The sequence below is a fragment of the Alteromonas sp. 4NH20-0104 genome, from assembly GCF_057547795.1.
This window is the reverse complement of the sequence record NZ_BAAJLP010000043.1, coordinates 1-13,432: the sequence shown is the minus strand read 5'-3', so window position 1 is coordinate 13,432 and position 13,432 is coordinate 1. Positions and strand designations below refer to the sequence as shown.

Sequence of the window (13,432 nt, the reverse complement as noted above, 5' to 3'; positions counted from 1 at the left end):
TTAATTTAACCGGCATTCTCTTCGGTTTTGGGTTGGAGCCATTATCTCGCAAAGCGAATTTTGGCTCCCGTCCTAGACCGCAGGTGTAACGCAGTAAAAGAGGTAAGAGAACTTTTACATTCAATGCGTTACTTAATCGACCAGCCTGCGCAGACGGTGGTTTGAACTCAGACTCTCTGGGATAACAAACACCGTAGAGCGGTGGCTTCAATTGGTGAAGTCATCAATCTGTGAACCCTGATTAGGTAATTCTTTTTGCTTAATCAGATTTTAAGAGGTGAACTCAGTGGCACTAGGTTTAGCAGCAAAAAAAGAGATCGTAGCAGAGGTTTCCGAAGTTGCATCTCGCGCTCTATCCGTAGCCGTTGCTGAATACCGTGGGATGGAAGTTGCAGATCTGACTGACCTGCGCGTTAAAGCCCGTGAGCAAGGCGTATACCTGAAGGTTGTACGTAATACTCTGGCAAGACGTGCGTTATCAGAAAGCAAATTTTCAGATTTAGAAAGCGCCTTAACTGGCCCGCTTATCTATGGTTTCTCTATCGATGCACCTGGCGGTGCAGCGCGTCTTTTTAAAGACTTCGGTAAAACCAATGACAAGCTGAAAGTTACTGCACTTTCAATTGGTAGTGGTCTGCTTGGTCCAGAAAAACTGGATGCAGTAGCGTCTCTGCCTACCCGCGACGAAGCGCTTGCGAAATTACTTGCAACCTTCAAAGCACCTGCCGAGAAATTCGTTCGTACTATCAACGAAGTTCCAGGCAAGTTTGTGCGCGTATTGGCGGCGGTCAAAGACACCAAGTAATTGGCGTTTTTGGCATATTGATTTTTTTAACATTTTAATCCCAGGAGTTTAGAGAAAATGGCTCTAACTAAAGAAGATATCTTAAACGCGATCGCTGAAATGCCAGTAATGGAACTGGTTGAACTGATCGAAGCAGCTGAAGAAAAATTCAACGTATCTGCTGCTGCTGTTGCAGTTGCTGGTCCTGCTGTAGCTGGTGAAGCAGCTGCTGCAGAAGAGCAAACTGAATTTGACGTTGTTATGACTTCATTCGGTGGCAACAAAGTTGCAGTAATCAAAGCAGTTCGCGGCGCGACTGGCTTAGGTCTGAAAGAAGCGAAAGAAGTAGTTGAATCTGCTCCTAAAGCTATCAAAGAAGGCGTAAGCAAAGAAGAAGCTGAAGCACTGAAAAAAGAGCTTGAAGAAGCTGGTGCAGAAGTTGAAATTAAGTAATCTGCACTAGCAGATTGCTTGCCAGAAATGGCATAGGCTGGTGGTTTTTTTAACCACCAGCCTTTTTGCGCTGTAGGGTGTACGGTTTATTACCCTTGTCTGTACACACCATGCGCCACCACTGTGAATAATTTATTTAGCAATAAACCAACAAGTTAACTAAAAATTGGCTAATTTTTGGTGTATGCTATCTGATTGTTCCCTGTGAAAGGGTACTGGAAGTTTGTTGTCGAAAAGTGTTATGACAACAGGTTGGGTCAAAAATCAGCAGGCTGAGGAACCCATGGTTTACTCTTATAGCGAAAAGAAACGTATCCGTAAGGATTTTGGCAAACGCCCACAGGTATTGGAAATTCCATACCTTCTTTCAATCCAGCTAGATTCTTTCAAGAAATTTATTGATATCGATCCGGATGGTCAATATGGTTTGGAAGCAGCATTCCGCTCTGTTTTTCCAATAAAAAGTTACTCTGGCAATTCAGAATTACAATATGTTAGTTATCGCCTTGGCGAACCGGTATTTGACGTTAAAGAATGTCAAATCCGAGGCGTAACCTTCTCCGCGCCGTTAAGAGTGAAACTGCGCCTGGTATTATTCGATAAAGAAGCAGCACCTGGTACTGTAAAAGACATTAAAGAACAAGAAGTGTACATGGGTGAGATCCCGTTAATGACAGAGAACGGTACGTTCGTCATTAATGGAACCGAGCGTGTTATCGTTTCTCAGCTGCACCGTTCTCCTGGCGTGTTCTACGATCACGACAAAGGTAAAACGCACTCTTCAGGTAAAGTACTTTATAACGCACGTGTAATCCCTTACCGTGGGTCGTGGTTAGACTTCGAGTTTGACCCGAAAGATAACCTGTTTGTCCGTATCGACCGTCGCCGTAAGTTGCCTGCAACCATTATCTTACGTGCGTTGGAAATGACCACCGAAGAGATTCTGGATACTTTCTTCGAAAAAGTTCAGGTACGCATCGCCGATAACAAGATGATGATGGAAGTGGTTCCTGATCGTCTGCGTGGTGAAACTGCTCAGTTTGATATTCTTGATGGTGAAGGTAACGTACTGGTTGAATCCGGTCGTCGAATTTCTGCCCGTCATACCCGTGCTTTAGAAAAGGCCGGTGTTACCGAGCTTGAAGTACCGGTTGAATATCTGGCAGGTCGTGTTTATGGCGAAAGCTATATTAACGAAGAGACCGGCGAAGTACTGGTAAGTGCTAACGACGAAGTGACGCTTGAGACACTGGCTGCATTAAGCCAGGCAGGTATCAAAGAGTTTACCACTCTGTACATTAACGAACTGGATCACGGTTCATATATTTCGGATACCCTGCGTATCGACAGCTCGACGAATCGCCTGGAAGCACTGGTAGAAATCTACCGTATGATGCGTCCTGGTGAACCACCTACAAAAGATGCTGCAGAAACGCTGTTCGACAACCTGTTCTTCTCTGATGAACGTTACGATCTGTCTTCAGTAGGCCGCATGAAGTTCAACCGCCGTTTAGGCCGTGAAGAACTGGTAGGTTCTGGTACGCTGGATAAGCAAGACATCGTTGATGTTATGAAGCAGCTGATCCTGATCCGTGACGGTAAAGATGAAGTGGACGATATCGACCACTTAGGTAACCGTCGTATTCGTTCAGTAGGCGAAATGGCTGAGAATCAATTCCGTGTAGGTTTGGTTCGTGTTGAGCGTGCAGTGAAAGAACGTCTGTCTCTGGGTGACCTTGACAGCGTAATGCCACAGGACCTGATCAACGCTAAGCCGATTTCTGCTGCGGTTAAAGAATTCTTTGGTTCTTCACAGCTGTCTCAGTTTATGGATCAGAACAACCCGCTGTCAGAAGTAACGCATAAGCGTCGGATTTCTGCCTTAGGCCCGGGTGGTCTAACTCGTGAACGTGCAGGCTTTGAGGTTCGAGACGTACACCCGACGCACTACGGTCGTCTGTGTCCAATCGAAACCCCTGAAGGTCCAAACATCGGTTTGATTAACTCATTGGCGAGCTTTGCCCGTACCAATGACTTTGGTTTCCTTGAAACCCCATTCCGTCGCATTGTCGATGGCGTGGTATCTGATGAAATTGATTATTTATCGGCGATTGAAGAAGGTCAGTTCGCGATTGCGCAGGCAAACGTCGCATTGACTGAAGGTATGGAACTGGTTGATGACCTGATCCCATGTCGTCACCGTGGTGAAACCACTTTGATGCCTAAAGAAGACATCAAATACATGGACGTTTCACCACAGCAAATCGTTTCGATTGCTGCCAGCATTATCCCGTTCCTGGAACACGATGATGCTAACCGTGCCTTGATGGGTGCTAACATGCAACGTCAGGCAGTACCTACTCTGCGTGCTGATAAGCCACTGGTTGGTACCGGTATGGAAAGAACCATCGCTGTCGACTCAGGTGTTACTGTTGTTGCCAAGCGTGGTGGTGTTATCGATTACGTTGACGCCAGCCGTATCGTGGTAAAGGTTGACGAAGATGAGATGTTTGCTGGTGAAGCAGGTATCGACATTTACAACCTGAACAAATATACCCGTTCTAACCAGAACACCTGTATTAACCAGCGTCCTACCTGTAGCGTCGGTGACCCGATTGTAGCAGGCGATGTACTGGCTGATGGTCCGTCTACGGATTTAGGTGACCTGGCCCTTGGTCAGAACATGCGCATCGCTTTCATGCCTTGGAACGGTTACAACTTCGAAGACTCGATCCTGATCTCTGAGCGTGTTGCTCAGGAAGACCGTTTTACAACGATCCACATTCAGGAACTGAGCTGTATCGCTCGTGACACCAAGTTAGGGCCAGAAGAAATTTCTTCTGATATTCCAAACGTAGGTGAGTCTGCGCTGAGCAAGTTGGATGAATCCGGCGTTGTATACATCGGTGCAGAAGTGAAGGGTGGTGACATTCTGGTAGGTAAGGTAACGCCTAAAGGCGAAACCCAGCTGACGCCGGAAGAAAAACTGTTACGTGCTATCTTTGGTGAAAAAGCCTCTGACGTTAAAGATACCTCATTACGTGTACCAAACTCTGTACACGGCACGGTTATCGACGTTCAGGTGTTCACCCGTGATGGCGTAGAAAAAGACAAGCGTGCCCTAGAAATTGAAGACATGCAGTTACGTCAGGTTAAGAAAGACCTGTCTGACGAATTCAATATCCTGGCCGACGGCATCTTCGCACGTGCTGCTAACCTGCTGCTTAAAGCAGGCGTTGAGCAAGCTAAGCTTGACAGCATGCCGCGTGAAAAATGGTTTGATATCCCACTGTCAGATGTTGATCTGCAGAGCGATTTAGATCAAATCGGTGCCCAGCACGACGAAATCAAAGCTGATTTCGATAAGAAATTTGAAGTTAAGCGTCGCAAGATCACTCAAGGCGATGACCTGGCTCCAGGTGTACTGAAGATCGTTAAGGTTTACCTGGCTGTTAAGCGTCATATCCAGCCTGGTGACAAGATGGCAGGTCGTCACGGTAACAAAGGTGTTATCTCTACCGTAATTCCGGTTGAAGATATGCCATACGATGAAAACGGTACGCCGGTAGACATCGTACTGAACCCACTGGGTGTACCGTCGCGGATGAACATCGGTCAGATCCTTGAAACGCACTTAGGTATGGCTGCGCATGGTCTGGGCGTTAAGATCGACCGTATGCTGAAAGAGCAAGAAGAACTGCAGAAACTGCGTGGCTTCCTGCAAGAAGTGTACGATTTGGGTGATAACCCGAAACAAGTCGATATCGGCACATTTACTGACCATGAAGTACTGCGTTTAGCCGACAACCTGCGTAAGGGTGTTCCGATTGCTACGCCGGTATTCGACGGCGCACGTGAAGCTGAAATCAAAGCGATGTTGAAACTGGCGGATATTCCAGAGAGCGGGCAAATTACCCTGTTTGATGGTCGTACGGGTCGTGAATTCGAACGTCCGGTTACCGTTGGTTATATGTACATGCTGAAACTGAACCACTTGGTTGACGACAAGATGCACGCGCGTTCAACCGGTTCTTACAGCCTGGTGACTCAGCAGCCGCTGGGTGGTAAAGCACAGTTCGGTGGTCAGCGCTTCGGAGAGATGGAAGTGTGGGCACTGGAAGCATACGGTGCTGCGTACACCCTGCAGGAAATGCTTACTGTTAAGTCTGATGACGTTAACGGTCGTACCAAAATGTACAAGAACATCGTTGATGGCGATCACAGAATGGAACCAGGCATGCCTGAGTCCTTCAACGTACTGCTTAAAGAAATCCGCTCACTCGGTATCAATATCGAGCTGGAAGAAAACTAAGCAGGCCGTTTGTTGCCATAATTGATTGAGTTGGCCCGGGTAACCGGGCCATAGAGACTGACTCCGCCGGGAGAGTATTGTGAAAGACTTATTAAAGTTTCTAAAACAACAAAACAAGACTGAAGAATTCGATAATATTCGCATTGGTCTTGCCTCACCAGACATGATTCGTTCATGGTCTTTTGGTGAAGTTAAGAAACCTGAAACCATTAACTACCGTACGTTCAAGCCTGAGCGTGACGGTCTTTTTTGTGCGCGAATCTTTGGTCCGGTTAAAGACTACGAGTGTCTGTGCGGTAAGTATAAGCGCCTGAAGCACCGTGGTGTTATCTGTGAAAAATGTGGTGTTGAAGTTACCCTGACTAAAGTACGTCGAGAGCGTATGGGTCACATTGAACTGGCCAGCCCGGTTGCACACATTTGGTTCCTGAAATCTCTGCCGTCTCGTATCGGTCTGATGCTGGATATGACTTTGCGTGATATCGAGCGCGTACTGTACTTCGAATCATTCGTTGTTACTGAGCCTGGTATGACTACCCTTGAGCGTAGTCAACTGCTGAGTGAAGAAGAATACCTTGATTCATTAGAAGAGCACGGTGACGAATTTGAAGCGAAGATGGGCGCCGAAGCAGTATTTGATCTGCTTAAGCACCTTGACGTGGATGCTGATGTTGCGTCTATGCGTGAAGAGTTGCCATCGATCAACTCTGAAACCAAGCGTAAGAAGATCACCAAGCGTTTGAAACTGCTTGAATCATTCCAACAGTCTGGCAACAAGCCAGAGTGGATGATCATGACCGTATTGCCAGTATTACCACCGGATTTACGTCCTCTGGTTCCTCTGGACGGTGGCCGTTTTGCAACCTCTGACCTGAACGATTTATACCGTCGTGTTATCAACCGTAACAACCGTCTGAAGCGTCTGTTAGACCTGGCGGCACCTGACATCATCGTGCGTAACGAAAAACGTATGTTGCAGGAAGCGGTCGATGCGCTACTGGATAACGGTCGTCGTGGCCGCGCTATCACCGGTTCTAATAAACGTCCTCTGAAATCGCTTGCTGACATGATTAAAGGTAAGCAAGGTCGTTTCCGTCAGAACCTGCTGGGTAAGCGTGTTGACTACTCAGGCCGTTCTGTAATTACCGTTGGTCCTACACTGCGTTTACACCAGTGTGGTCTGCCTAAGAAAATGGCCCTTGAACTGTTCAAGCCGTTTATCTATGGCAAATTAGAAGGCCGTGGTTTAGCCACTACTATTAAAGCGGCTAAGAAGCTGGTAGAGCGCGAAGCGCCGGAAGTATGGGACGTTCTGGACGAAGTTATCCGTGAACACCCGGTACTGTTAAACCGTGCACCAACCCTTCACCGTTTGGGTATCCAGGCGTTTGAACCGACCCTTATCGAAGGTAAAGCGATCCAATTACACCCACTGGTGTGTGCGGCCTATAACGCTGACTTCGATGGTGACCAAATGGCGGTACACGTACCACTGACCATTGAGGCACAATTAGAAGCCCGTGCGCTGATGATGTCGACGAATAACATTCTGTCGCCAGCGAACGGTGAGCCAATCATCGTACCTTCACAGGACGTTGTATTGGGTCTGTATTACCTGACTCGTGATAAAGTAAACGGCCAGGGCGAAGGCATGGTCTTTACCAGCCCGCACGAAGCTGAAAAGGCTTACCGTACCGGTAACGCTGAACTGCATTCACGGGTTAAAGTGCGTATTACTGAATACGACGTAGCAGAAGACGGCTCTAAAACCGAGAAAGTGACGCTGACCGACACTACTGTTGGTCGTGCGATTTTCTCGCTGATTCTGCCAAAAGGTCTGCCTTTTGAAATCATTAACCAGGCAATGGGTAAAAAGCAAATCTCTGGTCTGCTTAACGCCTGTTACCGTCGTCTTGGTCTGAAAGATACCGTTATTGCGGCTGACCAAATTATGTATACCGGTTTCCATTACGCGATGATCGCGGGTGCGTCTGTTGGTATCGACGATATGGTTATCCCGGATGCCAAGAAAGAAATTATCGACGCGGCCGAAGCCGAAGTTATTGAGATTCAGGAACAGTTCCAGAGCGGTCTCGTAACAGCAGGTGAACGTTACAACAAAGTTATCGATATCTGGTCAAATGCTAACGAAAAAGTAGCAAAAGCCATGATGGATAACCTGAAAACTGACGTGGTTATCAACGCTAAAGGCGAAGAAGAAGAGCAAGCCTCATTTAACTCTGTTTATATGATGGCCGACTCCGGTGCTCGTGGTAGTGCCGCACAGATTCGTCAGCTTGCTGGTATGCGTGGTCTGATGGCTAAACCGGATGGTTCAATCATCGAAACACCTATCACGGCTAACTTCCGCGAAGGTCTGAACGTACTACAGTACTTCATCTCAACTCACGGTGCGCGTAAAGGTCTTGCCGATACAGCACTTAAGACTGCGAACTCAGGTTATCTGACTCGTCGTCTGGTTGATGTAGCACAGGATTTGGTAATCACTAACTCAGACTGTGGTACTTTCGACGGCGTTCTGATGACGCCGCTGATTGAAGGTGGTGACGTTGTAGAACCACTGCGTGAGCGAGTGCTTGGTCGTGTTGTAGCCGAAGATGTTTACATCCCGGGTACTGATGAAGTGTTGCTTGAGCGTAATACGCTACTTGACGAAGCCCTGGTAGATTTACTTGAAGCTAATTCAGTTGATCAAATCATGGTTCGCTCAGTTATCACCTGTGAAAACGACTTTGGTGTTTGTGCCAACTGTTATGGTCGTGACCTGGCTCGCGGTCATATGGTCGGTAAAGGTGAATCTGTTGGTGTTATCGCTGCCCAGTCAATCGGTGAGCCGGGAACCCAGCTTACCATGCGTACGTTCCACATCGGTGGTGCGGCATCAAGAGCGTCTGCAGAGAACAGCGTACAGGTTAAAACAGCCGGTAACCTGAAACTGCATAATGCTAAATTTGTACGTAACACTGACGGTAAACTGGTTATTGTTTCTCGTTCAACCGAACTGACCATGACCGATGAGCAGGGACGTGAGAAAGAACGTTATAAAGTACCTTACGGTGCAACGCTGACCGTTGATGACGGTGCTGCTGTTCAGGCTGGCGACGTGGTCGCTAACTGGGATCCGCATAGTCACCCTATTATCGTAGAGCGTGCATCGAAGATCTCATTTGCTGATATCGACGATTCAAACACTGAGATGCAGCAGGATGAGCTGACCGGTCTGACCCGTGTTGTGGTTAAAGACCTGTCCAAGGTTAACTCTAAAGAGCCTAAGCTAATCCTTGAGAGCGATGAGTTCGGTCTTCAGGAAATCCGTCTGCCAAGCTTTACTACCATTGAAGCAGCCGATGGCAAGGTAGCTAACGAAGGTGACGTGCTGGCACGTATTCCTCAGGAAAGCTCGAAAACACGTGACATCACCGGTGGTCTGCCACGGGTTGCTGACCTGTTTGAAGCGCGTAAGCCTAAAGAGCCTGCAATCCTGGCTGAAGTCTCAGGTACCATTGGTTTTGGTAAAGAAACCAAAGGTAAGAAACGTCTGGTTATCACGCCGAAAGATGGCGACCCATACGAAGAGATGATTCCAAAGTGGCGTCAGCTTAACGTGTTCGAAGGTGAGAACGTAGAACGCGGCGAAGTTATCGCTGACGGTCCTGAGTCACCACACGACATCTTACGTCTGCGTGGCGTGAGTGCGGTATCTAACTACATCGTGAACGAAGTTCAGGAAGTTTACCGTCTGCAGGGTGTAAAAATTAACGATAAGCACATCGAGGTAGTTATTCGCCAGATGCTGCGTAAGTGTTTGATTACCGCTCCGGGCGATACGCAATTCCTGGAAGGCGAGCAGGTTGAAGTGGCTGCGGTTAAGATCGCGAACCGTGAAATGGAAAAACAAGGCAAATTGCCTGCGCTGTATGAAATCCAGTTACTGGGTATCACTAAAGCGTCGTTGTCTACAGAGTCTTTCATCTCTGCAGCATCGTTCCAGGAAACTACCCGCGTACTGACCGAAGCTGCGGTTCAGGGCAAAGAAGACGATTTACGTGGTCTGAAAGAAAACGTTATCGTTGGTCGTCTGATCCCAGCCGGTACCGGTTTCGCTTATCACGAAAAACGTGCACAGCGTCGCCACGAAGAAATCGCAGAGTTGTCTGTGTCTGCAGCGGAAGCTGAACAGGCACTGACCGAAGCGTTAAACGCTGAAGTTTCTTCTGACAGTTCATCGTCAGACGAATAAACGCTTAAGAAAGAGATTGGGGCACTACCGCAAGGTAGTGCCCCATTTTGTCATCTGTACAGGCTAAATACCGGTTTATTCTGTGGTTAACCTTTGTACATCTTGACAGCACCGGCATTGATCTTTAATATTCCGCGACCCAAAAATGGTAGCAGGCTTATCAGCCATCTACACAGGGCACGGTTTTTAGATTCAATGTCACAGGGATCGTAACGAGCATACGGTCTGACGACGAGATAAAAGTCGTAAATAATCGACCCGGACAAAGGCCCGGGTTTTTGTAGTTTTTAATCAGGAGCTAGTTAATGGCAACAGTTAACCAGTTAGTGCGCAAGCCACGCAGAAAGCCCGTTGAGAAAAGCAACGTTGCTGCCCTGCAAGCTTGTCCGCAAAGACGTGGTGTATGTACTCGTGTATATACCACTACGCCTAAGAAACCAAACTCAGCACTTCGTAAAGTATGTCGTGTGCGTTTAACCAACGGTTTTGAAGTTTCTTCATACATCGGTGGTGAAGGCCACAACCTGCAAGAGCACAGTGTTGTGCTTATCCGTGGCGGTCGTGTAAAAGACTTGCCAGGTGTTCGTTATCACACAGTTCGCGGTACTCTTGACTGCGCTGGCGTAAACGATCGTAGACAGGCCCGTTCTAAGTACGGCGCCAAGCGGCCTAAGTCTTAACGGTTCTCCGTTAGTAAGGCCAAACTGAATTAATTGAGTTTTGGGTTATCCCTGAATTCCACGGAGAATAGAAGATGCCAAGAAGAAGAGTCGTAGGTCAACGTAAAATCCTACCAGAACCAAAATTTGGTTCACAGCTGCTTGCTAAATTCATGAATGTCGTAATGCTCGACGGCAAGAAATCGATTGCAGAAAAAATCGTTTACGGTGCGCTTGATATTGTTGCTGAAAAAACCGGCAAGGCACACTTAGATGTATTCGAAGAAGCTCTGGACAACATTCGTCCTACTGTAGAGGTTAAGTCTCGCCGCGTTGGTGGTTCAACTTACCAGGTTCCAGTAGAAGTACGTCCAGTTCGTCGTAATGCATTAGGTATGCGTTGGATGGTAGAAGCGGCACGTAAACGTGGCGAGAAGTCAATGGCTCAACGCCTTGCAGCCGAAATGTTAGATGCAGCTGACAACAAAGGTTCAGCGGTTAAGAAACGTGAAGACGTTCACCGTATGGCCGAAGCGAACAAAGCGTTCGCACACTATCGTTGGTAATCAACGTTTAACTGAGAGAGATGTATGTCGCGTAAGACCCCAATTGATCGCTATCGGAATATAGGCATTGTTGCACACGTTGATGCGGGTAAAACCACAACAACCGAGCGCGTGCTATTTTATACCGGGTTATCGCATAAAATTGGTGAAGTGCATGATGGTGCAGCAACCATGGACTGGATGGAACAGGAACAAGAGCGTGGAATTACCATTACTTCCGCCGCTACTACCTGTTTCTGGGCCGGGATGCAGCAACAGTTTGATCAGCATCGCATCAACATTATCGACACCCCCGGACACGTTGACTTTACCATTGAGGTAGAGCGTTCTTTACGTGTTCTGGATGGAGCGGTAGTAGTATTTTGTGGGTCTTCAGGCGTAGAGCCTCAATCAGAAACCGTTTGGCGACAAGCGGATAAATATCACGTTCCGCGCATGGTCTTCGTCAATAAGATGGACCGTGCCGGAGCGGATTTCGAACGGGTCATTGGTCAGATCCGTAAGCGGTTGGGCGCAAACTGCGTACCGATTCAGCTTAACATTGGTGCTGAAGAAGAGTTCAGCGGCGTCATTGACCTGATTAAGATGAAATCCATTAACTGGAACGCCGAAGATAAAGGCATGACCTTTACTTACGAAGAGATCCCTGCGGATCTGATGGACAAGGCCGAACAATACCGCTCTGAAATGATTGAAGCGGCGGCTGAAGCCAACGACGAGTTAATGGACAAGTATTTAGAAGGCACAGAACTGACTGAAGACGAAATTCATGAAGGTCTGCGCATTCGTACGCTAAACAATGAGATTGTGTTAGCGACCTGTGGTAGTGCATTTAAGAACAAAGGCGTCCAGGCAGTACTCGATGCTGTGGTTCGTTATTTGCCTGCACCCATGGATGTACCTGCAATCAAGGGTATTTTGCCGGATGATAGCGAAGGTGAGCGTCACGCCGATGATGACGAACCATTCTCAGCACTGGCCTTTAAGATCGCCACTGACCCATTCGTGGGTACGTTAACCTTTTTCCGCTGTTACTCAGGCGTAGTGAATACCGGTGATACGGTGTTCAATCCGGTGAAAGGCAAGCGCGAAAGATTTGGTCGAATTGTGCAAATGCACTCGAAAGACCGTGAGGAATTAAAAGAGGTTCGTGCAGGCGATATCGCTGCCGCCATCGGTATGAAAGATGTGACTACCGGTGACACGCTGTGCGATCCTAACAATGTGATTACGCTTGAACGTATGGAATTCCCCGATCCGGTAATCTCGATTGCCGTAGAACCGAAATCAACGGCCGATCAGGAGAAAATGGGCATTGCTCTGAGTAAGCTTGCAGCTGAAGATCCATCGTTCCGCGTGAAAACTGACGATGAAACCGGGCAGACCATCATTTCCGGTATGGGTGAGCTACACTTAGATATCATCGTTGACCGCATGAAGCGGGAATTTAAAGTTGAATGTAATGTCGGTAATCCACAAGTGGCTTACCGCGAGACTATCCGCAAAAAAGTGGAAGTCGAAGGCAAGTTTGTCCGTCAGTCAGGTGGTAGAGGCCAGTTTGGTCACGTCTGGCTGCGCATAGAGCCGAACGAAGAAGGCGCTGGATATGAGTTCGTTAACGAAATCGTTGGCGGCGTCATTCCAAAGGAGTTTATTCCTTCGGTGGACAAAGGTATTCAGGAGCAAACGCAAAATGGTGTGCTGGCAGGTTACCCGGTTCTCGATGTAAAGGTAACTTTGTTCGACGGTTCTTACCATGATGTTGACTCTTCTGAAATGGCGTTTAAGATCGCCGGTTCAATGGGCTTTAAGAAAGGGGCCGCTGAGGCGAATCCTGTTTTGCTGGAGCCCACGATGAACGTTGAAGTAACCACTCCGGAAGACTGGATGGGTGACGTTGTTGGCGACCTGAATCGTCGCCGTGGTATGATTGAAGGTATGGAAGACGGTGTGGCCGGTATAAAAATTGTACGGGCAAAGGTGCCACTTTCAGAAATGTTCGGTTATGCTACTGACCTGCGTTCTGCTACGCAGGGGCGCGCCTCCTATTCAATGGAGTTCTTCAACTATGCAGAAGCGCCTAATAACGTGGCGAAAGCAATCATTGAGGCACGAAGCTAATAAATTTGAAGGTTCGGTCCGGTCTGCTATTGGAGCGGACTTTTAACTTAGGAAACGAGAAAAATGGCAAAAGAAAAGTTTGAACGGTCGAAACCCCACGTAAACGTGGGTACTATCGGCCACGTTGACCACGGTAAAACCACTCTGACTGCAGCAATCACTACTGTTCTTGCAAAGACTTACGGTGGTTCGGCTCAGGCGTTTGATCAAATCGATAACGCTCCAGAAGAAAAAGCACGTGGTATCACCATCTCTACTTCACACGTAGAATATGAT

At 47.8% G+C, this 13,432-nt stretch carries 8 protein-coding genes; all 8 read left to right on the top strand.

What is annotated here, in order from left to right; all coding sequences use genetic code 11:
* The first annotated feature begins 286 nt into the window (after positions 1-286).
* A complete protein-coding gene (gene rplJ, locus AC27IB_RS21825; protein ID WP_296048268.1) occupies positions 287-805 on the top strand; it encodes a 50S ribosomal protein L10 in 519 nt (172 codons plus the stop codon).
* Positions 806-862: 57 nt separating this feature from the next.
* Positions 863-1,237, top strand: a complete 375-nt coding sequence (rplL, locus tag AC27IB_RS21820) for a 50S ribosomal protein L7/L12 (RefSeq protein ID WP_296048265.1) — start codon at positions 863-865, stop codon at positions 1,235-1,237.
* A gap of 283 nt (positions 1,238-1,520) precedes the next feature.
* Positions 1,521-5,549 carry a DNA-directed RNA polymerase subunit beta gene (gene rpoB / locus AC27IB_RS21815; protein WP_296048316.1) on the top strand — a complete coding sequence of 1,343 codons (4,029 nt, stop codon included), beginning with the start codon at positions 1,521-1,523 and terminating at the stop codon, positions 5,547-5,549.
* A 79-nt stretch (positions 5,550-5,628) separates the two neighbouring features.
* Positions 5,629-9,810, top strand: coding sequence for a DNA-directed RNA polymerase subunit beta' (rpoC, locus tag AC27IB_RS21810; protein WP_296048263.1), 4,182 nt, complete (start codon positions 5,629-5,631; stop codon positions 9,808-9,810).
* Between the two features lie 305 nt (positions 9,811-10,115).
* A complete protein-coding gene (gene rpsL / locus AC27IB_RS21805; RefSeq protein ID WP_032097755.1) occupies positions 10,116-10,490 on the top strand; it encodes a 30S ribosomal protein S12 in 375 nt (124 codons plus the stop codon).
* Between the two features lie 74 nt (positions 10,491-10,564).
* Positions 10,565-11,035, top strand: coding sequence for a 30S ribosomal protein S7 (gene rpsG / locus AC27IB_RS21800; RefSeq protein ID WP_070178456.1), 471 nt, complete (start codon positions 10,565-10,567; stop codon positions 11,033-11,035).
* Positions 11,036-11,059: 24 nt separating this feature from the next.
* Positions 11,060-13,156, top strand: a complete 2,097-nt coding sequence (fusA, locus tag AC27IB_RS21795; protein WP_296048252.1) for an elongation factor G — start codon at positions 11,060-11,062, stop codon at positions 13,154-13,156.
* Between the two features lie 63 nt (positions 13,157-13,219).
* Positions 13,220-13,432, top strand: a 213-nt coding sequence (locus AC27IB_RS21790; protein ID WP_487123627.1) for a GTP-binding protein, incomplete at its 3' end; no start/stop codon positions are given.

Excerpts from the sequence above, each read along its gene's own strand:
- fusA (WP_296048252.1), top strand. The coding sequence starts at position 11,060 with ATGTCGCGTAAGACCCCAATTGATCGCTATCGGAATATAGGCATTGTT.
- rpoB (WP_296048316.1), top strand. The coding sequence starts at position 1,521 with ATGGTTTACTCTTATAGCGAAAAGAAACGTATCCGTAAGGATTTTGGC.
- rpsG (WP_070178456.1), top strand. The coding sequence starts at position 10,565 with ATGCCAAGAAGAAGAGTCGTAGGTCAACGTAAAATCCTACCAGAACCA.
- rplL (WP_296048265.1), top strand. The coding sequence starts at position 863 with ATGGCTCTAACTAAAGAAGATATCTTAAACGCGATCGCTGAAATGCCA.
- rpsL (WP_032097755.1), top strand. The coding sequence starts at position 10,116 with ATGGCAACAGTTAACCAGTTAGTGCGCAAGCCACGCAGAAAGCCCGTT.